Origin of the sequence: Alteromonas sp. 1_MG-2023, assembly GCF_030547075.1 — a bacterium.
In the GTDB taxonomy this organism is placed as follows: Bacteria; Pseudomonadota; Gammaproteobacteria; order Enterobacterales; family Alteromonadaceae; genus Alteromonas.
This window is the reverse complement of sequence record NZ_JAUOQH010000005.1, coordinates 229,905-253,536: the sequence shown is the minus strand read 5'-3', so window position 1 is coordinate 253,536 and position 23,632 is coordinate 229,905. Positions and strand designations below refer to the sequence as shown.

General features: G+C 43.5%; 21 protein-coding genes. 8 read left to right on the top strand and 13 right to left on the bottom strand.

The features are described from left to right. Positions 1-128 precede the first annotated feature (128 nt). Positions 129-731 carry a hypothetical protein gene (locus tag Q4561_RS07745; RefSeq protein ID WP_303458866.1) on the top strand — a complete coding sequence of 201 codons (603 nt, stop codon included), beginning with the start codon at positions 129-131 and terminating at the stop codon, positions 729-731. Positions 732-794: 63 nt separating this feature from the next. Here Q4561_RS07745 and glmS read toward each other — a convergent pair whose 3' ends face one another. The 3 genes from glmS to glmU form a co-directional block, all read right to left on the bottom strand. Continuing rightward, a complete protein-coding gene (glmS, locus tag Q4561_RS07740) occupies positions 795-2,627 on the bottom strand; it encodes a glutamine--fructose-6-phosphate transaminase (isomerizing) (RefSeq protein WP_211070192.1) in 1,833 nt (610 codons plus the stop codon). 2 nt (positions 2,628-2,629) lie between these two features. Beyond that, a complete protein-coding gene (locus tag Q4561_RS07735) occupies positions 2,630-3,409 on the bottom strand; it encodes a DeoR/GlpR family DNA-binding transcription regulator (RefSeq protein WP_303458863.1) in 780 nt (259 codons plus the stop codon). A gap of 238 nt (positions 3,410-3,647) precedes the next feature. Continuing rightward, positions 3,648-5,006 (bottom strand): bifunctional UDP-N-acetylglucosamine diphosphorylase/glucosamine-1-phosphate N-acetyltransferase GlmU, encoded by a 1,359-nt coding sequence (glmU, locus tag Q4561_RS07730; RefSeq protein ID WP_303458861.1) that lies wholly within the window; start codon positions 5,004-5,006, stop codon positions 3,648-3,650. A gap of 199 nt (positions 5,007-5,205) precedes the next feature. Between glmU and Q4561_RS07725 the strand changes: the two genes are divergently transcribed. Next, on the top strand, positions 5,206-6,627 hold the full coding sequence (locus Q4561_RS07725; RefSeq protein ID WP_303458859.1) for a diguanylate cyclase: 1,422 nt from the start codon (positions 5,206-5,208) through the stop codon (positions 6,625-6,627). 145 nt (positions 6,628-6,772) lie between these two features. On the opposite strand, the gene Q4561_RS07720 is transcribed toward Q4561_RS07725, so the two are convergent. From Q4561_RS07720 to Q4561_RS07710, 3 genes are read right to left on the bottom strand one after another with little or no spacing between them, the layout of a single operon-like run. After that, complete coding sequence (locus Q4561_RS07720; RefSeq protein WP_303458857.1) at positions 6,773-7,663, bottom strand: DMT family transporter; 891 nt, start codon at positions 7,661-7,663, stop codon at positions 6,773-6,775. After that, on the bottom strand, positions 7,654-8,130 hold the full coding sequence (locus tag Q4561_RS07715; protein WP_303458855.1) for a methylated-DNA--[protein]-cysteine S-methyltransferase: 477 nt from the start codon (positions 8,128-8,130) through the stop codon (positions 7,654-7,656). The genes Q4561_RS07720 and Q4561_RS07715 overlap by 10 nt, the downstream gene beginning before the upstream one ends. A gap of 31 nt (positions 8,131-8,161) precedes the next feature. After that, complete coding sequence (locus Q4561_RS07710) at positions 8,162-9,685, bottom strand: Ada metal-binding domain-containing protein (RefSeq protein ID WP_303458852.1); 1,524 nt, start codon at positions 9,683-9,685, stop codon at positions 8,162-8,164. Positions 9,686-9,940: 255 nt separating this feature from the next. On the opposite strand from Q4561_RS07710, the gene Q4561_RS07705 reads away from it, so the two are divergent. Then, positions 9,941-11,089, top strand: a complete 1,149-nt coding sequence (locus tag Q4561_RS07705; RefSeq protein WP_303458850.1) for a serine hydrolase — start codon at positions 9,941-9,943, stop codon at positions 11,087-11,089. A gap of 62 nt (positions 11,090-11,151) precedes the next feature. Here Q4561_RS07705 and speA read toward each other — a convergent pair whose 3' ends face one another. The 5 genes from speA to Q4561_RS07680 all read right to left on the bottom strand — a co-directional run bounded on the left by speA (position 11,152) and on the right by Q4561_RS07680 (position 16,722). Further along, positions 11,152-13,062, bottom strand: coding sequence for a biosynthetic arginine decarboxylase (speA, locus tag Q4561_RS07700; RefSeq protein WP_303458846.1), 1,911 nt, complete (start codon positions 13,060-13,062; stop codon positions 11,152-11,154). Between the two features lie 116 nt (positions 13,063-13,178). Next, positions 13,179-13,634: an arginine decarboxylase gene (locus tag Q4561_RS07695; RefSeq protein WP_303458844.1), complete on the bottom strand. Its 456-nt coding sequence runs from the start codon at positions 13,632-13,634 to the stop codon at positions 13,179-13,181. Between the two features lie 243 nt (positions 13,635-13,877). After that, complete coding sequence (locus Q4561_RS07690; RefSeq protein WP_303458841.1) at positions 13,878-15,266, bottom strand: NAD(P)(+) transhydrogenase (Re/Si-specific) subunit beta; 1,389 nt, start codon at positions 15,264-15,266, stop codon at positions 13,878-13,880. Between the two features lie 11 nt (positions 15,267-15,277). After that, positions 15,278-15,562 (bottom strand): NAD(P) transhydrogenase subunit alpha, encoded by a 285-nt coding sequence (locus Q4561_RS07685; protein ID WP_013786518.1) that lies wholly within the window; start codon positions 15,560-15,562, stop codon positions 15,278-15,280. 2 nt (positions 15,563-15,564) lie between these two features. After that, positions 15,565-16,722, bottom strand: coding sequence for an NAD(P) transhydrogenase subunit alpha (locus Q4561_RS07680; protein WP_303458837.1), 1,158 nt, complete (start codon positions 16,720-16,722; stop codon positions 15,565-15,567). A 431-nt stretch (positions 16,723-17,153) separates the two neighbouring features. Here Q4561_RS07680 and Q4561_RS07675 point away from each other — a divergent pair, with 431 nt between their 5' ends. Beyond that, on the top strand, positions 17,154-17,327 hold the full coding sequence (locus Q4561_RS07675) for a DUF6435 family protein (protein WP_303458835.1): 174 nt from the start codon (positions 17,154-17,156) through the stop codon (positions 17,325-17,327). A gap of 146 nt (positions 17,328-17,473) precedes the next feature. After that, complete coding sequence (locus Q4561_RS07670) at positions 17,474-18,172, top strand: hypothetical protein (RefSeq protein WP_303458832.1); 699 nt, start codon at positions 17,474-17,476, stop codon at positions 18,170-18,172. Between the two features lie 144 nt (positions 18,173-18,316). On the opposite strand, the gene ppiC is transcribed toward Q4561_RS07670, so the two are convergent. Beyond that, complete coding sequence (gene ppiC / locus Q4561_RS07665) at positions 18,317-18,595, bottom strand: peptidylprolyl isomerase PpiC (RefSeq protein WP_303458829.1); 279 nt, start codon at positions 18,593-18,595, stop codon at positions 18,317-18,319. Positions 18,596-18,835: 240 nt separating this feature from the next. On the opposite strand from ppiC, the gene Q4561_RS07660 reads away from it, so the two are divergent. From Q4561_RS07660 to Q4561_RS07650, 3 genes are all read left to right on the top strand, one after another. Beyond that, a complete protein-coding gene (locus tag Q4561_RS07660) occupies positions 18,836-19,156 on the top strand; it encodes a hypothetical protein (protein ID WP_303458827.1) in 321 nt (106 codons plus the stop codon). A 168-nt stretch (positions 19,157-19,324) separates the two neighbouring features. Continuing rightward, positions 19,325-20,527 (top strand): zinc metallochaperone GTPase ZigA, encoded by a 1,203-nt coding sequence (gene zigA, locus Q4561_RS07655; protein WP_303458826.1) that lies wholly within the window; start codon positions 19,325-19,327, stop codon positions 20,525-20,527. After that, positions 20,527-21,255 carry a DUF1826 domain-containing protein gene (locus Q4561_RS07650; RefSeq protein WP_303458823.1) on the top strand — a complete coding sequence of 243 codons (729 nt, stop codon included), beginning with the start codon at positions 20,527-20,529 and terminating at the stop codon, positions 21,253-21,255. Before zigA ends, Q4561_RS07650 begins: the two co-directional genes overlap by 1 nt. Before the next feature lie 57 nt (positions 21,256-21,312). On the opposite strand, the gene Q4561_RS07645 is transcribed toward Q4561_RS07650, so the two are convergent. Next, on the bottom strand, positions 21,313-23,247 hold the full coding sequence (locus tag Q4561_RS07645) for a bifunctional diguanylate cyclase/phosphodiesterase (RefSeq protein ID WP_303458820.1): 1,935 nt from the start codon (positions 23,245-23,247) through the stop codon (positions 21,313-21,315). Positions 23,248-23,632 lie beyond the last annotated feature (385 nt).

Genomic DNA, 23,632 nt, shown 5'->3' with positions numbered 1-23,632 from the left:
CAAGCCAACACAGCCCCTCATCCTCATATATTATTTTACTTTTTTTTCTTTTTTAGTAAAACTCGTCGATGGCGTGTATTAACACGCTAATTTTGGAGAAGGGCATAGACCCCAATAAAGGATGAAAAATGAGAATAATTAAAATAGCTTTAATTTTTATTGCTGTCATGTTGACAGGTTGCGCTTCAAACCCTATGAAGTTGACGCAAGACAAACCACTTTTAACACCATCGCAGGAACAGGTTCAAGTTGTCTTCATGCGAGATTCATTTTTAGGACATGCTATAAATGGGTCGTTATATGATGTAACAAACGGCGAGCCGGAATTTTTAGGCATCATAGCCAACGACACTAAGGTTACTCAAATGACGCAGCCAGGAAAACACGTTTATATGGTTGTTTCTGAAGCTGCCGATTTCTTAGAGGCTGAGTTAGAAGGAGGCAAAACATACTTTAGCGTTGTTACACCACGAATGGGCGCTTGGAAAGCACGCTTTTCGCTTTGGCCATATAAACAAGACACATCTGCGGAGTATGTTTTAGATGGCAGTGAGTTCAAATCTGTCCTGAAAGGAACAAAGTACGCAGAGCTTACAGCTAAAGCAAATGCTTGGTATAGCGCTAATAAAGATAGTGTGAAGGCGAAGCAGGCAAAGTATTGGCCCGTGTGGGAGAAGAAATCTCCTGAAGATATTCTTAAACGTACGCTCCAGCCACAAGATGGTAAATGATAGCTAGAAGGAAGTTGGGGCAGAGTTAATTTTCTAACTAAAAAACTCTGCCACCTTAACTTTTTATTCCACCGTGACCGACTTCGCCAAGTTACGAGGCTGATCAACATCGGTACCTTTAATTAACGCTACATAGTACGACAACAACTGTAGCGGCAAGGTATAGATGATAGGGGCAATAGGTGCTTCGCAGTGCGGTACATTGATTACGCGCATGGTGTCATCACCTTTGAACGCGGCGTCTTTATCCGCGAACACATACATAATGCCGCCACGAGCGCGTACTTCTTCCACATTCGATTTTAGCTTTTCTAGCAGCTCGTTATTGGGCGCAACCACAATAACCGGCATTTCATCATCGATAAGTGCCAATGGGCCGTGCTTTAATTCGCCCGAAGCATAAGCTTCTGCGTGAATGTAAGAAATCTCTTTTAGTTTAAGTGCTCCTTCCATGGCAATCGGATATTGATCGCCACGGCCTAAGAATAAGCTGTGTTGTTTATCGGCAAATTCTTCGGCTAAATCTTCAATACCTTGGGTAATGGTAAGAGTTTCTTCTAATTTAGCTGGCAAGCTCTGAAGCGCGCTAATGATGTCTTTGCTATCACTTTCTGCCATACCGTTTTTCTCACCTAACGCTAAGGTGAGCATTAAGAATGCAGCTAGCTGCGTTGTAAATGCTTTGGTAGATGCCACACCTATTTCAGCGCCAGCGCGTGTCATAAACGCTAAATCTGATTCGCGCACTAGCGATGAGCCTGGTACGTTACAAATAGCTAAACTTGCGCTATACCCAATTTCTTTGGCTAAACGTAGTGCCGCTAATGTATCCGCTGTTTCGCCAGACTGTGAAATAGTGATAAGCAGGCTATTCGGGTGAACCACTGACTTGCGGTAACGAAACTCTGAAGCGATTTCGATATTGCACGACACATTCGCGTATTGCTCTAACCAATATCGTGCTGTCATACCTGAATGGTAACTGGTGCCACAAGCCACAATTTGAACGTGTTTTATTTTACTGAAAATATCATCGGCACCGTTTCCAAAAACATCTGCCGCTAACCCGTTTTCGGTTAGTCTGTCTTTTAGTGTATTACGTACCACCACTGGCTGCTCGTGAATTTCTTTAAGCATATAGTGGCGATAGGCGCCTTTATCACCAGCGTCGTGTTCAACGTTCGACTCTATAATTTCACGTTCAACGGCATTGCCGTCTTTATCGTAAATAGCAATAGTACGGCGGGTAATATCAGCAACATCACCTTCTTCTAAAAAGATAAAGCGGCGAGTTACTGGCAATAAAGCCATTTGGTCAGATGCGACAAAATTTTCGCCTAAGCCTAAACCAATCACTAATGGGCTACCTGAGCGCGCCACGACCATACGGCCTGCATCTTCTTTATCTATAACCACAGTGCCGTACGCACCATGGAAGGTTTTTACTGACGTTTGAACCGCTTCTAATAAGTCTTTGCCAGCATCTAATGCTTCATGCACCGTGTGGGCAATGGTTTCGGTGTCGGTGTCGCTGCTGAACACGTAGCCTTTTGCTGAAAGCTGTTCACGTAGGGCTTGGTAGTTTTCAATAATACCGTTGTGCACTACTGCAACGCGGTCGCTTGAAAAGTGTGGGTGAGCATTGGCGACAGTAACACCGCCATGAGTAGCCCAACGGGTATGCGCAATACCGGTAGTACCTAGCGCTTCGTCGTTAGCTATTATATCGACCAACTCTTGTACTTTGCCGGTACTTCTTATGCGATTTAGTGTGCCATCTTGCTGCAACAAGGCCACACCTGAAGAGTCGTAACCACGATACTCTAGGCGCTTTAAGCCTTCTAATAGAATTTCGACAACATTGCGCTCACCAACAGCACCTACAATTCCACACATAATTACTCTCCGTTTTGCGCAGCGACCAGCACCGTTACGCCTTGTTGTTCAATTAGGTATTTATCCTCGTCACTAATGCCATTATCAGTCACGAGGGTAGAAATATTGTTCCAGCCCAACTCTAAATTAGGCATTTTGTTCGATAGTTTATTTGAAGTGGCCATTACCACCACTTCATGAGCGGCTCGTGCCATCGCTCGAGTTAGCCCCGTTAATTCATTAAAGGTAGTCGTTCCACGACTTACATCAATACCTGCCGCGCCAATAAACGCCATATCAAAACTATAGGCCGATACCAATTGTTCAGCCATTGCACCTTGGAATGAGCGAGACGCTGGATCCCAGGTACCACCTGTCATCAAAATAGTGGGTTCATTGTTGCTTTTGGTCAGCTGACTGGCTGCATCAAGTGCATTTGTCATGACAACTAAATTCGGTATATCGCGTAAGCAGGGCAATAACGCTGCGGTTGTACTGCCACAATCTAAGGCTATTTTGGAACCTTGTTGAATACGGCTAGCGGCAAGCTTGCCAATACTTTGCTTTATCGAAGACGGTAAATTCACCACGTTGGTTTCAACGTTCGACTGTGGAATTGGTGCAGCACCGCCGAATTGGCGAATAAGTTTCTTTTCATCTGCCAGCGCAGTTAAATCTTTTCGGATAGTCACTTCAGACGTATTGAACTGGGCTGCGAGCAATTCAACTTGCGCGTACCCATGAGTATTTACCCATTTAACAATGCCAGCGCGGCGCTGATCTACAGAACGGCTCGTTTTCAAAACGAATTCAACTCCAAAAAGACGAAAACTGTATTAGCTTAACTTACACATAACTTTCAAAACGAAAGCCATGCTTTACAAAGTGAAAGAAATGTAAGCTATATAGTAAGATTTCGCAAGTTAATCCCTTACTTATTGCTAAATAATTAAGCAATTTTCAAAATTTAAAAACAAAAAAGGACAACATATGTTGTCCTTATTCTGTGCTTAATTGCTTTTCAGTTTTAGAAACTGACCGCTATTTTTTGGTAGGTCGAGGCCAATTAGCAATATTACGTTGCTTTCCTCGCGCTACAGCAAGTGCCGCACTTTCTACTTCGGTGGTAATTACTGAACCAGCACCTACCGTGGCATTGTCACCAATTTTAACCGGTGCCACCAGCGAAGAGTTAGAACCTACAAATGCATTCTGACCTATTACCGTTTTAGACTTATTCACACCATCATAATTACACGTAATGGTGCCTGCTCCTATGTTGGCGTTAGCGCCCACTTCTGCATCACCTAGGTAGGTAAGATGATTAACCTTAGCGCCTTCGCCTAGCACGGTTTTCTTCATTTCAACGAAGTTACCCACTTTAGATTTCGCGTGCATGACAGCGCCTGGGCGTAAACGACCAAATGGCCCTACAGTGCAGCTTTCACCAACAATCGCTTCTTCAACAATAGAATTAGCTTCAATTACCGCGTTATCGGCAATTTCACAATTCCTTAATATGCAGTTTGGCCCAATAATCACGTTATTACCTAAAATAACGTTACCTTCTACCACTGCATTAATATCAATGGTGACGTCCTGCCCCGTGGTTAATGTGCCTCTTAGGTCAAAACGCTGAGGGTCGGCCAGTGCCACACCATTGGTCATTAGTTCGTTCGCTTGGCGAAGCTGCAATGCGCGTTCTAGATGCGCCAATTGAATGCGGTTATTTACCCCTTCAACCTCAACCACCTCTTGTGGCTGTGCCGATTGAATGCGTTTGCCTTCATTGGCTGCCATTTCAATTACGTCGGTAAGGTAATATTCGCCTTGTGCATTGCTGTTACTAAGTGCACCTAGCCAACGTTTTAAATCGCTTCCGGCCATCATCATCATGCCCGTATTAATTTCACGAATTTGCTTTTGCGCATCGGTAGCATCTTTGTGTTCAACAATGGCGGTAATGTTGTCGTCTTTACGAATAATACGGCCCATTCCTGTAGGGTCGTCTAGCTCAACAGTAAGTAACGCTAAATCGCACTTTGCTTTTACCGCTTTAAGTTCAGCCAGTGTTTCTTGGCGAATAAGAGGGGCATCGCCCACTAAGATAAGTACGTCTTCATCGTCTTTAATGTGTGGCGCTGCTTGCTGAACCGCATGCCCAGTGCCTAGCTGCTCTTTTTGTAAGCACCAATTTAAATTTTCACCCGATAGTGTGGCCTGAAGCTTATCGCCACCGTGGCCGTACACTAGGTGAATATTATCGGCTTCGAGTGCCTGAACGGTATTAATAATGCGCTGCACCATGGGCACTCCGCCCACTTTATGAAGTACTTTGGGTAACGAAGACTTCATGCGCGTGCCTTTACCTGCGGCTAAAACTACCACTGAAAATGCCATGCTATTCCTTTACGTAAATCGATAATACGAATTTTGCGCCTAGTGTATCTAAGCCGTGATCATATGTCAGCGATTGATTTTTACAGACTTATTCTTAAGTCTACTGTGAGGTAAACAGCCTAGCAGTTCAATAAATCTACGGGTATACTTTACGATTGAACCGATCTGGATTGTAGCAGCAAAGGAGCTTGCGTAGTCAGTGAATACATTTCGTACACTTCACCGAAGTATATTGGTGCTGTTTGCCGTTGTTGTATTAGCTATTGTTACCCTAGTACATTTTAGTATTTCTAAAATTGTAGCGGAGCAAAGCAGAGCACAGCAACAGTCACTATCGCCAGCGGTATCGCTTATCGTTGAGCATTTACTGAAGCCTCTTCATACCTCTGAAGCATTAGGCCGTTCAACCGAATTAGTAACCTTACTAGAAGGTGAAGAGGTTGACGAAACCGCCATATTCACTACCTTAACTCGGCTTGAAAAAGAGTTTGGTTTATCATTCTTTATTGCCAGTGAAGCCGCAAAACGCCAATTTAACTCAGATGGCAGCACCATCGACTTAGTTGAGGGTGAAGTAAGTTGGTATTTTAAATACCGAGATGGCCCTCATGATGCAGTCGCAGATATCGGCAAGTGGGAAGACACCCATTTCTATATCGATCTTAAAATTTTCGATGACGATGGCCGTTTCTTAGGCTTCTTCGGCGTAGGTAAAAGCTTACGCAGCTTCATTAGCGTTTTCGATTCGTACAAAGAGCAATATGGTTACGACTTTCTTTTTGTAGACGGGAAAGGCGATATTATGCTTTCTTCTGACCCTTCACTTGTAGCCTCATATTCTGACTTTACCAACCTTTCTGAGTTACCTTGGTATGCTAGCTTGCCTGTCGCAGTGCAAGACGAACAAGCGCTTAACAATAAGTTGGTCACCATTGATCAAAAAGACTTCCTAATTGCCGAAGTTAAGCTGAACCAGTTTGGATGGACCGTATTTCTACTTAGTCCGTTAGAAGACAGGCAAACTGAAATTTCTCAAGCCTTCATTTTCAGTGTAGTCACACTGTTGGTGGTAGTGTTCTCGTTATTCTTACTTATTTATAATTTGTTGTATTACTTTAGACGAGACATGCAACCAGATTTAATCGTGCGCCATGCTAATAGATTGCCTGACCGCACTAACCTAGAACTTATCTATCAATCGTTATTAAAAGAGCAGCGTTCTATTAGCGTGATCTTAATCAGCGTAGACGACTTTGGCCATATTATTGATGCCCATGGGCGAAATGCCGGTGATGATGTATTAGATAAAGTGGTGGCATACCTTTCTGATCATCTGCGTGAGCAAGATGTGCTGGGCCGTTGGAGCAGTGAAGAGTTTATTGTATTGCTGCCACAAACCGGGCCGCATGAAGCCTTCGATACCGCACAAAATTTACGTCATGGCATAGCAACGCTAACACCATTAAGTGAATCTCCGCAGCTTCAATTGACTGCGTCGTTTGGGGTGTCTTTTACCGCCACAACGCGCAGTATGAATGAAGTGACGGCGCATGCAGAAGATGCGCTCTATCAAGCGAAAAGAGATGGGCACAACCTAGTTCGCATGCAGCTTATTGAATAAGTAAGCTGGTGAAGCTTTTATTTTTTCTATTTGAAATTAACGAACAGATTTTAAACATATAACGTTTAGCATCACCACCGTATTTGGCCGCTCTTAGCTAAAGGTGAGTGATGCTAACGGCTTTCTGCCAAGTCAAACGAAGTCGTTACGCAGCTTTTGCAGCCCTACTCCGTTTTATTATTCCTATCACCCCGGTAGTCAGCGCCACCCCAGTTAGTATCATTACCCCACCAATTATGGTTTGTAACGACAAGTGTTCTTGTAAGAACAATACGCCCCATATAATGCCAAACAACGGCACCATATAAGCCACCGATATTGCTTTTGCAGGGCCTACATTCGCGATTAATTTAAAATATAGAATATAAGCAATGGCAGTACCTATGATGGCAAGTGCTATAGCATTTGCCCATGCATTCGTACTTGGCATAGTGGCTGGAAGGGTACTTAGCGCGAACGGCGCTAACATGATAGATGCCATGGCCTGACTGCCCGTTGCCACCACTAATGGCCGCACACCTTGTAGCCACTTTTTCATCATACTGGCCGCAATTCCGTAACAGGTAGTAGCAAGCAACGCTGTAAGAATAGGCACAAAACTAATGTCACCTTCCCCTAGCTTTTGCTGGCTAATTACCGTTACCCCCAAAAAACCAAGTGCTAAGCCTGCAATGGCAGTCGGGGTAAGCTTATCGCCTAGCCACAACCACGCTACAAGGGCACCGAACATGGGGGCGGTAGCGTTTAGAATGGCATTAACCCCAGCTTCTAAATGCAAACTGCTGTAATTGAATAGTACGAAGGGCACTGCGGTATTCGCCAATCCCACTAATGCTATGGGAAACCAGTGGCGGAAAATTTGGCTCACGCCCCCCGTCATCATCAAAATAGGCAGCAACACACAGGTAGCAAGCACGGTACGAATTGCTACCAGCACATAAATGCCAAATTCTGGCGCCGCCACACGCATGAAAATAAACGAGCCGCCCCAAATAGACGCTAACAATAATAGTGCAGCAATATCTCTTAAGCCCATAGTACGCCTTGCGCCCTTTCTAATTTAAGTAAGTATTGCTTACGTTCAAGTCCACCTGCGTACCCAGTTAGGGTTTTATTACTTCCAATCACTCGGTGGCACGGTACTACAATGGCGATAGGATTACGCCCATTGGCCATACCCACCGCACGCACGGCTTTGGGGTTATTTAGCTTATTGGCGATATCTGCATAGCTGGCTGTTTCACCATAAGGAATATCGCACAACGCTTTCCACACTGCGTGCTGAAAATCTGTTCCTTTTGCATCAAAAGGTAAGTCAAACTGGGTAAGCGTACCGTTAAAATAAGCCGCTAGCTGCGTTTTTGCGGTTTCAGTAAGCTCGCTACTACTAACAGAATCAGTACTACGAGCATCTACGAAGGTGATAGCACTAATACCCTTCGCCGTTGCGATTATTTCTAACAAACCTTGTGGTGATACTAAGTAGCTTTTACTTAATGTCATGACTAATCCCTACTGTATTGTATACCGCACACTAATTATTGCTTAGCTGCCAAAGTTGCAGTGTTAAATAGCTTTGCCATGGCGCAGCCTCTTGGGGCGAAACAGGGTGTTTCCCCGCCATTTTTCTTACAATAAGATCGCCTGCCAAATACACATCAGGATCACGTTCACCTCGCATCTTAAGGTAATCTAATGTCCATTGGCCAACACCTTTAATTGACAATATCTCATCATGAGAAGGCAGGTTGCCGTTTTTAAACAGTTCGGCAAAATCACGCAAAGCATTTTTACGGGCGTTCGGCATGCGTAAAAATGCCAAATCGCTACTCGCGACAGCTTCCGGCTCGGGGAAACAATAATGTTTACCACCTTCAAAGTCGGCTTGCTCAACTGTTGCTGTCGCCCCTAAATGCTGAGCTAACAACCCAGCTTGGTTAATCGCGGCTTTCACACTAACTTGCTGACCCACTATGGCTCTACATCCACTTTCGAATACTGTCCATGTACCTGGAAGCCGTAAGCCTTTTGTGAGCAGACTATCGGCTAAACCTGCCGCCTGTAGCGATTTTTCTATTAGCTCTGGCGCAGCATGAAGGTCGAGTAACTGCTTTATTTGCTCAACGGTTTTATACACATAGGCTAAGTTTGGCAAACGTATTTTCACATCAAAACCGTTTGCGCGCTCATTAAACGTAGCACTAATAAACCCCGACTCTCCCCCTACACAAATGTAACGAGAATAAGTATCTTCAGTAATCGTTTCTACGCCACCAATAGCCCTCAAGGCTAGGAACTCTCTAACTTGTCCCCAATGGTAAGGGGGCCTAAAGTATAACCTTAGTGATATTTCGGGCAGTGAAACATTCCGTTTACTACGCAATTCACTTGGGGTTTTCTTGCAATAAGTTTGCACTGCCCTTTGAAGCTGCCTTATAGATGCGTAACCCGCGCTAAATGCGATGTCGATTAGGGGCAAGGTAGATTGCTGAAGCAACTGCTTAGCAAATAACACTCTTTGTAAATCTTGATATTGTTTAGGCGACAATCCAGTATGCGATACCATCAATTTATTTAAGTATCGCTCACTTATTCCCAACCGATCCGAAATGGTTGAAATAGACTGTACGGGAATATCGCTTAACAGTGTTAACGCCCTTGCCACTGTGGTGCCCACACCTAACCATGCAAAGGAAGACGGCGCGCTATCGGGTCGACATCGCAAGCATGGCCGAAAACCATCATTCATAGCTTGTGCAGCATGATTATAATAAGCAACGTTCTTCTCTGCGGGTAGCTTTGCAGGGCAAATAGGCCGGCAGAATATACCAGTGGTTTTCACCGCCACAAAAAAGCGTCCATCGAAGCGAGCATCTCTACTTACTCTGGCTTTAGCGTATGCATGGTGGTGTTTGCCTGTAACCGCTTCACCTTCAACAGCATCACCGACAGGAGGGTGCTCTACAAAAGGGTGCTCTACAAAAGGGTGCTCTATAATAGAATCGTCATGAGGATGTGCGTCATTACTATGATCTGAAGCTGGTTTGTCAGTATTCATGTTAGGCTCGGGTCTGTTTCCACATTATTTGTCAGGCTGATGCCTGCCGTATAAAGCTTCTCTGTCATGCATTGTCATGCTGGGCTGTACGCGTCTATATATTAATTGTATCGCGTTACTTCTACATAGGTGCGACAAAATCGGAACTGACAGTAAAATACTACTTAAGTTGATAATCGGCACCAGCAACCGCATAATGACCTAAAAATAATAGTGCCTGCCACCTTTGGGGTGCGCCCACAAAGAGCCCAATTCATGTTGCAAACCACGCGCAATCTAGTACCGCGCCTGATTAGAATTAGCCTGTTCTTTGTCACGCTTGCCGTGACTTTTCCCGCATTAAGTGCCACCTGGCTTTCTGAATACGCAAACTATGTGCAGCGCCAAGCCGAAAAATACAACGTTCCAGGCTACACCTTTGTGTATTACGAACAAGGTAAAGCACCACAAGTATATGTTTATGGCAGAACACATAAAGGTGGAACGCGCATTACCGAAGACACGGTTTTTCGCTTAGCATCGGTATCAAAGACCTTCACAGCATTACTTTCAGCCAAGCTGGTTGAGCAACAACGTCTTCGTTGGGACACTCCCATCTCAACCCTATTACCGGACATTCCGTTTGATGTAGAGGGAATGGAAACCTTACAACTTCAGCATATTGTGGGGCAATCTAGTGGCTTTATGCCAAATGCCTACGACAACTTAATTGAAGCAGATTATTCGCTGCAGCGAGTATTAACTTCACTCAGTGAGTTAGCGCCTTTGTGCACACCGGGTGAATGCTACACCTATCAAAATGCGCTTTTTGGAGCGCTGGAATATTACCTTACCAATAACTACACCTCTTATTCTCGCGAAGTGCAAACGCAACTATTCACCCCACTGGGTATGAATACCGCCAGTGTAGGAAAAGGCGGGCTGCTAGCCTCTGCGTCATGGGCACACCCACATATTGCGATAGCGAGAGACAAATGGCGGGAAGGCGCGGTAGAAAGTAACTACTACCGATTTTCTCCCGCAGCAGGGGTGAACGCTAGCATTACTGACATGACTATTTACTTGCAGGCCTTACTTGGTGAATTCCCTACGGTGATCTCGCCAGAAATGATTAAAGAGGTGACCACACCCCGGGTTAAAACTCAGCGTGAAACAAGGCGTAGAGGCTGGCGGGGCATGTTAAAAGATGCCCATTATGGGCTAGGCTGGCGCGTTTATGACTTTGACGGCAAACGCATTAATTATCACGGTGGCTGGGTAAAAGGGTATCGTGCCGATGTGGCTTTTGCGCCGGATTATAAAACCGGATATGTGATGCTGATGAATGCCGAATCGAATATGATTAATTCCACTACAGCTGAGTTTTGGAAGCGTTATTTTAAGCAGGCTGATGCTAAAAAGTAGACTGACGCTAATAACGAGTTCTTCATATTACTGGTTATTAACGTCAGCTTTGTCTTCTTAGCTTACGGCTTTAAGTAGGTATAACCGCTTAAGCAATTTTCGTAAAAATCGGTCCAGCGAACCCCTTCTTTCGGGTTAATCTTTCCACCCGACACTTGTCTATCGATAAGACGTTTCACATCAGATGCCATAGCACGTGGGTTGTACTGCATAATGTTCAGAACATCTTCTACAGAAGAACCTTTCACCACTTCTTCAATGTAAAAATCTTCTGGATCGTCATCGTAGCTAAAGATATGCACTTCGTTCAAACGACCAAACAAGTTGTGCATGTCACCCATTACATCTTGATATGCTCCGGTTAAGAACAAGCCAATATAATAAGGCTCATCTTTCTTAAGCGGGTGCATTGGCAGTACATCGGTAATTTCACGGCCAATTGAAAACTGATCAATTTTTCCGTCACTGTCACAGGTAATATCAACCAATGAACAGTTAACTGTAGGCTTTTCGTTCATGCGCGTAAGTGGCACTACTGGCAGCAATTGGTCGATGGCCCATGTATCCGCAGCCGATTGAAATACCGAAAAATTACATAAGTACTGCGACGACAAGCTGTAATCTAATTCTTGCAGCTCTTCCGGTACGTATTCTTCTTTGCGATACCACACTTGCAAACGCGCCATGATATCCCAGTAAAGGGTTTCAATTTTTGCCAACTCTTCTAACGACAATACACGCAATTTAAAGGCGCCTAGTGCTTGTTCTTTGTATTGCGATGCATCGTTATACACTTCGTGCATATTCGTTTGGCTTTCAAAATCTTCAGATAACTCGCGCATATTTTTCAAAAATACATGTTCGTTTTCACTTTCTGAGGTATCGATTTGCGCAGCATTCGACTTAATTTCACCGACGATTTCTGTCACTACACAACTGTGATGTGCGGTGATGGCGCGACCACTTTCACTCACTAAATTAGGGTGCGGTACGCCTTCTAGGTCACACATTTCTTTCATGCCGTAAACCACATCAGCTACGTACTCTTGCATGCTGTAGTTGCGTGAAGACTCGTTGGTAGAATTACTCCCGTCGTAATCGATACCTAAGCCGCCACCTACATCAACATAATCTAGTGGGAAGCCCATTTTATGTAAGTCGGCATAAATACGTGCGCCTTCTGTCATGGCCTCTTTTACTGCACGAATATCGGTAAGTTGGCTACCAATGTGGAAGTGCAACAATTTCAGACAGTGCGACATACCTTGCTCTTCAAGGTAACGGGCAGTTTTAATAATTTCGGTAATGGTAAGCCCAAATTTGGCGCGTTCGCCACCCGAGCTTTCCCATTTACCACGGCCTTTCACCGTCATTTTAGCGCGCACGCCAATGATAGGGTCTATTTTTAGCTCTTTCGATACTTTAACCAACAGCAGTAGTTCACTGTACTTTTCTACTACTACAACAATTTTGCGACCAAGCTTTCTACCTAACAATGCTAGGCGCATAAACTCGTCGTCTTTGTAGCCGTTTAAGATAGTTAGAGAATCTTCATTAGTATTCATTGCAAGTACGGTAAGCAACTCAGCTTTTGAGCCCGCTTCTAAACCGTAATTAAAAGGTGCACCTGCCTCTACAATTTCTTCAACCACTTCGCGCATCTGGTTTACTTTTACCGGATATACTCCTTGGTAAAGGCCTTTGTATTCAGCTTCTTCAATAGCGCTGCGAAATGCTTTGTTCAGACTAGCAACCTGAGAGCGCAGAATATCGTGAAAACGCACCACTACAGGGAATTGAACCCCTTCTTTTCGAATCTCTTCAACAACCGATTTAAAATCGATGCGAATACTGGGATCATCAGGAACTGGAGTAACATGCACGTTACCATTTTCACCAACTTGAAAATAGCCGCCACCCCATTGAGACACGCCGTAGACGCGCTCTGCTTCTTCAATGCTCCAATCTGACAATGTAGTCACCTTTTAAAAAACTATGCCGAACGCAAGTGTTCAGTAATTAATACGAAATAGGGCGGTATTATAGACAACGTATAGTGTGGTGCTACGTAAAATATCGATTGTTTCGACTAAAATTGTTTATCGTCGGACAAATTTTCTTTATCGACGGCATGAGCTGCCTGCCAATCAAAAATATGAGCCTTTGTTTTAGCACCAAACATCGAATCAACTTGTTGCATAAATGACTCGATGTCTTTCGTACGTTGCAAGGTAAAGTTTTGCTCATTAAAGAATTTGTTGGCTATGTGGTCGGCTACCGTTTCGCCATCTTCAAGCCATGTTTCACTAAGTTGATTGCGCCTATCTAATTGTATGGGCGCTTTCATTTTCGCAAAAGACACTGAATCAGGTACTTTCCACGTACGCATATCCACAAGAACATGAAAGGCTTTGCCCCGTCGAGACTTCAGCGTGTCTGCAAAAAATGCTAAGTACTGAATATTGGTATTCATGTCCCAGTCACCGCGCAAAGTGACCAAGATAACATCTTTGAACACCTCAATTTGATAATGCTTATTCGACATTTAACTAACTACATCCCCTATTAAAAAACTCAATCAAAGCAGCAGGGGCAATGGTAAAGGTGATTATTGTGGTTGTACAAGAAATGTCTCACCTTTTTTATACGTAAAAAACCGTGAGTGGCAGGAAAATAACTGGCAAGAAATTGAAAATGAGAATTAAATCAGAAAGTTGATGATAGGGAGGATGATAAAGCTCAGGAAAAGCAGCAGGTATTTTCATACCTGCTACTAATATAATATACCTTAATCGTCGCCAAACTCTCTAACGATGCTATTAATGGTTTCTTTTGCATCACCCAATACCATACGGGTATTGTCTTTGAAGAAAAGTGGGTTATCTACCCCAGCAAAACCAGCATTTGCAGAACGTTTAAGTACGAATACGGTTTTGGCACGATACGCTTCAATAACCGGCATGCCGTAAATAGGGCTACCTTTCATCTCTTTAGCCGCAGGGTTAACCACGTCATTCGCACCAATAACGATAACCACGTCGTAATTTTCCATACGCGGGTTCACATCATCCATCTCATACAGTTGGTCATACGGAACATCAGCTTCTGCTAACAGTACATTCATGTGACCAGGCATACGCCCTGCTACTGCGTGAATAGCGTAGTCTACCGTACAGCCATTCTCTTCCAACAACGACTGCATTTCACGTACTGCATGCTGTGCTTGCGCTACCGCCATGCCGTAACCTGGCACAACCAATACCGATTGGGCCGCTTCAAGTACGTAGAATGCATCTTGTGCAGACAAAATTTTGATTTCGCCCTCAATTTTCTCACCCGCTTCCACAGGTTTTGAAAACCCAGATAAAAGCACGTTCATTAGCGAACGATTCATCGCCTTACACATAATGTTAGTGAGAATAAGCCCTGAAGCACCAACCAGTAGACCAGTAACGATAAGAATTGTGTTGCCGGTTGCTAAACCTGCCGCTGTAGCCGCCACCCCTGAATAACTGTTCAGTAAGGCAATAACCACAGGCATATCGGCACCACCAATTGAGATAGTTGCCCACAAACCAAAGCTTAGTGCTAATGCTATCGCGCAATATAACCATAGGGTGTTTTGAGGGTCGGTCGCAAAAAAGTAGCCCACTACTACCATGGCAATTAAATGTAGAACACTAAGTTCACGAAGGCCGGTAAAAATAACCGCTTTAGACGACATTTTTCCAGACAACTTGCCCCATGCTACCACTGAGCCAGAGAAGGTGACGCCCCCCACCAAGATAGTGAAAAACAAAGTAATGTAGGTAAACGCGGTAGCGGTTTGAAGCGCAACCATACTCATGCCAGACAGGGTAGCCCAACCAAGTAGTAATGAAGCCGCACCACCAAAGCCGTTAAACAGCGATACCATTTCTGGCATAGCAGTCATTTCAACCGACTTAGCTTTCCATGCCCCAAACGCACCACCTATAACAACGCCTAACACTATCCATTGATAAGTAATAATTTGTTGATCGAGCAAGGTCACTACAACGGCGATTAACATGCCCACAGCAGAGATAAAGTTGCCTCGCTTTGCTGAATCGGGGTGACTAAGTAATTTTAAGCCAAGTATAAATAACGCTGCTGCGACAACGTACGCAAGATTGATTATGGTTTCGATATCATTCACTTGCATACTCCTTATTTTTTATCTTTCTTTTTGAACATGCTAAGCATGCGATCGGTTACCAAGTAACCACCTACAACGTTAATGCTAGCCAGTGCCACTGCGGCAGTGCCTAGTACTGTGGTAAGCACGTTGTTGTCGCCACCAGAAGCTGCTAATGCGCCTACCAGCGTTATGCCTGATATTGCGTTAGAACCCGACATTAACGGCGTGTGCAAGGTAGCGGGTACTTTGCGAATTAACTCAAACCCGAGAAATCCCGCAAGCAGCACAATAAATAGTAAATAGATAATTTCCATAATTACGCTCCTTTGTAGGCGTTGGTTAGCATGTCGTTGGTAATAGCACCGTCGTGCGCAATCACACAACCACTTAAAATATCGTCCTCAAGATTCAAACCAAAGGTATTGGTTTCACTGTCATAGAACTCATCTACCAAGTTATAAATATTATTGGCGTACATGTCGGTAGCCGCTCGCGCTACCGCTTGGCTCCAGTTGCCAGTACCTATAACCGTTACGCCATTAACTTGGGCAACTTCGCCTGCCACAGAGCCTTCAACGTTTCCGCCCGATTGAGCAGCCATGTCTACCACCACGCTGCCAGGCTTCATGAGTGCCAAGGTATCTTTGCTAATTAATACCGGAGGTTTGCGACCGAATAGCTGTGCTGTGGTAATAACAATATCGGAGTCAGCAATAGCATCGCGCTGCGCTTCTTGCTGCTTCGCTTTTTGTTCATCGGTGAGTTCTTTGGCATAGCCATCTTTTGTTTGGCCAGTTTCACCAATATCGATTTTAAGGAACTTGCCGCCCAAAGATTCCACTTGCTCTGCCACCACTGGGCGAGTGTCGTAAGCCAACACATTTGCGCCTAAGCGTTTTGCCGTAGCTATGGCTTGAAGTCCAGCAACACCAGCACCAATAATAAAGACCTTAGCTGGCTTTATCGTGCCCGACGGCGTCATCATCATAGGTAATATAGAAGGCAGATAATTCGCTGCTTGCATCACCATTACATAGCCTGCAAGGCTGGCTTGTGAACTGAGTGCATCCATTTTTTGGGCACGGGAAGAACGGGGGATCATTTCAACCGAAATTGCGGTTAACCCTTTGCTTGCTATTGACTCAACCAGCGGTTGCTCAAAGAAAGGGTCAAGATGGCCAACCACGATGGCCCCTTTTTTCATCACCGACAATTGAGACTCAACAGGTTTATTCACGCTAACCAACATATCGGCAGTTGATAATGCACTATTCACATCATCAATAATAACTGCACCCACATCTACATATTCTTTATCAGCATACCCTGCTAACAAACCTGCACCACTTTCAATATGAAGCTCAGCACCTTTTTTCACTAAGCGTTGCACGCTTGATGGGGTTACTGCACAGCGCTTCTCCACATTTGATAGTGGCATCGGTATTTTCGATTCATTTAATACTATGATTTTCACACGCTTCTCCTCACTTTCTGGCTCACCGAGAATGACATTCTTTCTAGATAAACAAGCCATTTTATTTACTTATGCTTAACATACCGTCAGGGAATCAAATCTATATCCGGTCTAAAAACTTTCCCTAAGTACGTTAAAATTTCTCATTAAAAGTAAGTTTAAAAGCCACTCGCTTTATCACTCAGCAACCGAATTTACGTCAAATTAACATGCTTAACTAGTACCATTTAGATACGACTCATAACTTTAATTTATATGGAGTTGGCACAGAGTGGTAAATAACGAAACGGAAAAGTATTAATACTGTGAATTGTAATACATTAATACCAAACCATTTATGGGGAATATTACAATAATTTAAACCTAAGTGGGTGAACACGGATCAGTCTGCTAGTGTATATATGGCTAGTAAATATAAAGAGGTTTTTAATATGTTCGGAATGTTCAAATCCAGCCCGACTAAGAAGATGCGAAAGCAGTACGATACCTTACTAGAAAAAGCCATGCATGCTCAGCGCAACGGTGATATGAAAAGTTATGCGCAACTAACTGAAGCGTCGGAAACCTTATGGAAAGAGATACAAACTATTGAGAAGAATGCTTAAGCGATAAAGTCTTACCTAATTAATGCAAAGCCACTTTATAAGCCAGTAAGTATTAGCACTCGCAGGCACAAAGGTTATACTGCCCACCATCACTCTTAGTAGTTTGGGGTTTGCATCTACAAATTCCCATATCGCGGACGTATGTTATGAGTAAGTGGCTTCTTTATTCTTCGGTTTTATTGGCGGGGATGTTTGTACATCACCCCACTGTGTTCGCGATGAGCGCAGGCCAATATTATTATTTCATCTCTGACAAATGCATTCCGAAAGGCCCGCAAGCGCCTGAAGAGCGCGGCGTAGTTACCCCTGATGTGTTGCTATTTGAAGTGCTGCCCGCCGGTATTAGCGATTATATGATTACCGTCAATACCGCGGCACTGAATAATTACAACGAGGAAGGCCAAGACTACCTGACCAGCTTAGAACAAGAGCAAGCGTATACCGCAGGCCTAGTTACAGATAATGCAAAGTACACCCAACACGACTTTATGCTTCAGCGAGAAGCGATAGGCTTAAAAGAACTTATAAATGTGCTGAACGGATTTTCTCAGCACCAGGCCGACAAAGGCTACTTTTATAAAAAACTGCTGTCGGTAACCAATCCAGCCGCTCGTTTTAAAGCCGTTACCCGAGTACGTCTTACCGATGTGGCCCAAGTGGACAAAATGTACTTGTCTGAATACACGTCGCACTACTATTTATTAGATAGCCAAGGCAGCGCGTCGGATACGCCTTTTATTAAAGTAGATCACAACAAAGCCTTGCGTGGAAATATTCACGACACAAACAGCCCTTACCGCATTTATACCAAGCATGGAGTTTGTGGCGAACGCTGGGTGCCTTAGTTAGGTGTCCATCGGGTTAACCTGGCCCGATAACCTAATTGGTCTTATAGCTCTGTTGTCCAGCATTGTTATTGAACTCTTGCATTGAGCATTAGCACTGGGCTGGTTATTGAGGCACTGTCCAATGCGTTGTTATTGAAAAGTTTAGCTACGATATAGGGTTTTTATCAGGTGGTAACCAAAGCGTGTTTTCACTGGCCCATGAACTTTCAATACTTCTTTTTTAAACACCACATCATCAAACGCTTTTACCATTTGTCCGCGACGAAACTCACCCAAATCGCCGCCTCGCTTTCCTGACGGGCAGGTAGAGTGGCGCTTGGCTAGGGTACTAAAATCCTTTCCTTTTTTAAGCTGCTCTAATATCGCAAAAGCTTCTTTTTCAGTTTTTACCAGAATGTGTAGCGCGGATGCGGATGCCATAACGTTGCCTGTTGTTAAATATAATCCGCGCAAGTATACCGCATTCAACAAAAAGCGTTAGCACTGACACAGAAGACGGCGCTATCAATGTTTGATTGCCACTTACCCGCCAACAACTAGCTAATTGGACGGACAAACTATAAATACCACGCTAATCTTATATAAAGAATAACGAGCCTAAGGCGATAATGATATTGTGACTACCTCGACTCAGCAACTCCCAAGCCGATTTATCCACTGATGCGTTTAATTGCAGTACTGATAGTGAGCCTAAGCCCTTTTGTGCCTAACGTGGCTCAAGCAGACAAGTGCGGTGCAACAAGTTGTTTAACAACCCGCCCTAACCCCGATGGAATAGAGATAAGAATTCGCCCTATAAACCCAAGCCCTCATGCCTGCTTTATTCGGTGGGAAAACTACCACTATATTGAAATGATAAGCTTGGAATCTAAGCCTTATTTGTTGAAAGATAAATATGATTTAAGTGGCGTAAGATGGCGATGCGACGACGCCAGAACCTGTCCAAACTGGATGAAAGATGCAGGTTTATGTAAGAACTAAACGTAAGAGCTTTATTGCTATACAGCACCCTGCCTAAAGCTTTCTGTTAATCCTTCCGCTTCAATAATTCATAGCAGTTTCCTTACAAAAACTATTATTTTCTAACTTGCTTCACATGATATGTTATATTATAACATTATAGATCTTGTTAATTGTAAGTGAATTCTTATGAACCACACCAAACTTCCTGTTACCGTGCTGTGTGGCTTTTTAGGCGCAGGCAAAACGACTGTTCTCAGTCACATTCTTAATAACCGCGAAGACAAACGTGTAGCCGTTATCGTCAATGACATGAGCGAAGTGAACATAGATGCGTCTATCGTTAAAAACGGTGTTTCCCTGAATCACAGTGAAGAAAAGCTGGTTGAAATGAGCAACGGCTGTATTTGCTGTACATTGCGCGAAGACCTGCTGCTAGAGGTTAATCGCTTAGCGGCAACTGGCAGCTTTGATTATTTATTAATAGAATCCACAGGCATTTCAGAGCCGCTTCCCGTAGCCGAAACCTTCACCTTTGCCGATGAAGACGGCGTGTCGTTATCAGATATTGCTAGTTTAGATACCATGGTGACGGTGGTTGATGCGGTCAACTTCAGTAAAGACTACGAAGAAGCCAAATATTTACAAGAAACGGGGGAATCTCTTGGCGAAGAAGACGAAAGAAGCGTAGCAGACTTGCTCGTCGACCAAGTGGAGTTTGCTGACGTAATCCTTATTAGCAAAACAGATTTGGTTGACGAAAATCATGTAGCGAATCTAACCGCCATTTTGAAAAGCTTAAATACGTCGGCCAAAATTATCCCTATTAATAAGGGCAACATTGATATTGATGCCGTATTGGGCACTCAGTTGTTCGACTTCGAGAAAGCTCAACTAGCCCCTGGTTGGCTTAAAGAAATGCGCGGTGAACATACACCAGAAACCGAAGAATATGGCATCAGTAGTTTTAGCTATCACGCTAGGCGCCCGTTTCACCCAGAAAAGTTTTATAACTTCTTACACACCACTGAAAACCATGGCAAGTTGCTGCGTTCTAAAGGCTACTTTTGGTTAGCCTCGCGCCCTGAGTGCGCAGGCCAGTGGAGTCAAGCTGGCGGCATTGCCCATTACGGTTACGGCGGCATGTTTTACAAAGCACTTCCAAGGTCCGAATGGCCTGAAGATGAAGAGTATCTAGCCTCGATTGAAAAGCAATGGATGGAGCCTTTTGGCGATATGCGTCAAGAGTTGGTGTTTATTGGCCAAAATCTAGATGAAGCTGCCATTACCAGAACTCTTGATACTTGCCTGTTAGACGATGAAAGCCTGATTAAAGGGGCAAGTTATTGGCGTACCCTTCCCGATCCGTTCCCGCGCTGGGAGGAAGCATAATGGCACATGCATTAGCTGATACTTCTATAAGTGACACCATTGAGCATGAAAGTGTAAATGGCTTTGAAAAAAAGTATGAAGCAACACAAACTGCGAGAATAAAAAAATCTAGCACATCGGAAGCACCCATTGTGCTTACCGATATTTACAAAGATGAATGCAACATTGCTATATGGCAACGACGGTTGAACGATGATTTTTTAATCTCGTTAACCCAGTATGTGCAAACCGGTGGCAAAATAACGGCGGCCCGACAGTTAAGTTCAGATTCAGCCGAGGCCTATATTCGCACCTTAGTCGATGACCAACCTTTTGCGCCTCAATTACATGCCTATATAGCAGAGCTAGTAGATATGTTTATCTGCCTGTTTGAAGCTAAAACCGTTGGCTTTAGATTATCAACGTTAGACAAAGCCATGTGCCCTCGTTTTCATGTTGATAGAGTTCCGTGCCGATTGGTTACCACTTTTTTAGGCTCTGGCAGTCAATGGTTAGAACACGATAATTCAGATCGCAATAAACTGGGACACAAAAGCGGCGCAACAAGTAACGCCGAATCGGGTCTGTACAGCACAGCGCAAGATATACAAACATTGAACACTGGTGATGTAGCTATTTTAAAAGGAGAGTTGTGGCATGGTAATGAGAACGCTGGAATAGTGCACCGCTCACCACCTGTATCTAGCAGCCAGCCGCGCATAGTGATGACATTAGATTTAGTTGGTTGATGCAATACATAGATGTTTAAAATTAGCATAGATAGATAGCCGATTTAGCCTATATACCTATGCAGAGGCAGTACATTCGTAGTGTTTGTAAATATCAAATTCCGTGGCTGGAACGGGCTTTTGAAATAAATATCCTTGCCCATATTGGCAGTTAAGCTTTTTCAGTAAGGCGTAACACATATTAGTTTCAATGCCTTCGGCAACGACCTCCATATCAAGTTCGTGCCCCATCGCTATGATAGTAGTAGCAATAGTATTGTTGGCAGGCATAAAACTTTTATCTATTTTTAATACATCGAACGGTAAATTCTTAAGGTAACTTAAGCACGAGTAACCCGTACCAAAATCATCTAACAATAGTTGAACACCAAGTTCAGAAAGCTTGTGTAGCGACGCAACACAAGCCTGTTCATCCATAATCGCGATATTTTCAGTCACTTCGATATGAATACAGTGTGCAGGCAACGCCATGCTCACCAAAATATCTTCTAACCTTTGTGCAAAACTTGGGTCTTTTAGCTGATGAGAAGAGACATTTATTGCCATGGCATGATGCGTAGCGCCTTCATCGTGCCACGCTTTGCACTGTTTACAGGCTTGCTGCAATACCCAGTTTCCGATATCAATAATTTGCCCAGAGTGCTCAGCAATAGGAATGAACTCATCAGGTCCTATCGATTCATTGTCTATGTTTGTCCATCGAAGCAGTGCCTCACTACCTACCGTAGCACCGTCGACAAGCCTAATAATCGGCTGATAAACCAAACTAAACTCATTGTTTGCGATGGCATGGTGCAGTTGACTGACTAGTTTTAGTTTACGGTTTTGCTTAAGAGCGGATATTTTATCGAAGGCTTGATATTGATTTTTACCCGCATTTTTAGCTTGATACATTGCAGTATCAGCATGCTTTAGTAGAAGTGACGAATTCGCGCCATTTTGGGGGTAGCAGGCCACTCCAATACTACCAGTAATATACGATTCGTTATTTCCTAACCTAACCGGTTTTTCAATAGCTTTAAGAATTCTATGCGCTATGAAGTCAATAGTTTCTATTGCTTCGAAGCAATCAGTTACCGCCACAAACTCATCACCACCGAATCGGACCACAACATCTGTTGCCCTTATTGCTTCAGAAATTCGCTGTGCCATTGTCACTAAAAGCCTATCTCCCATCGTATGGCCTAAACTATCGTTTATGTCTTTGAAGTGGTCTAAATCAATAAACATTACGGCGAAAGGTAAACTATTTCGATCCGAGCGGCTAATAGCACTATCTATAGTGAGATCCAATAAATTTCTATTAGGTAATCCCGTAAGTGTATCTGTATGCGCTAACTCTTTATTACGCTTTTCGCTTTCCTCGAGGGCATTCATTGCCTCTTCCCGACTAGTTAAGCCTGCAGATACAGCACGTGAAATAAATACAGCGAAAAGTAACACCACTACCGACGATAGGATAATAATCGACAACGTAATATTGGCTACAAATTTTACGGTTTTTTCAACTGGTAGCTCGAAATCAGTAGAGTTACTCCGAAATTCCTTTAGTGATGCTATGACCTGCTCTTGTAGAAGCTGTCTACTCAATATACCAGACTCGTAATCCGCCAGAGCCAATAACGATTTATTAGCGCTCTCAAGATCCCTTTTACATATATCCACCACCATCTCGGTACCAACAAGATTCATAATAAAACGCTCTGTTTTACCAATCATTGATAAGCATTCTATAGGTTGTTGACGAATGTTAAGAATGGTTTGTCGAATTTCACTTAGCTTTACAGGATTGTCGTCTGAAAATAGTTCTGCTGGCTCAGAAATTTGTTCGCTTAATTCAGAGGTATATTTGAAGTGGCGAATATTTAATTGATGAAAAAAATTGCTGTGATTGAGTGTGAAAAAACACCAGACGAGGATTAAAGCAAAAACAAAAAACGTAAACGTTAAGACAGGTAACGCCTTCCTTATGCCACTTTTTTTCACATCCATTGTTCAAACTGCTCTTTTAATGTGGACTCGCTTTTGCGCAAGTTTTTTTTATGGGTAAGTACGCTAGCGGCAAACGATTATTTTAGAAGGTGCAATATTGAATTTATAGCAGGTAATCGTAATTAAGCAAACGTACAGTAAGTTTTAAAATTTTTTTCATAAAGTATATTTTCATCATTAAATACGTAGTGCATGTAAACAAAGACCAGTTCCTACATTTAACCTTCCTTTTTAACTAACAAAAAACGCTGAAAATTAACTCCGCGCTTTTCGTGAAGCTATTTAGCTATTTAGCTTTTTAGATTTTTGCTATCGGGCATGATTGTAAACGAATTAATACCCGAACTAACACTTAGAGTGGCGGTAAGAAAAGACGTAATGAAGT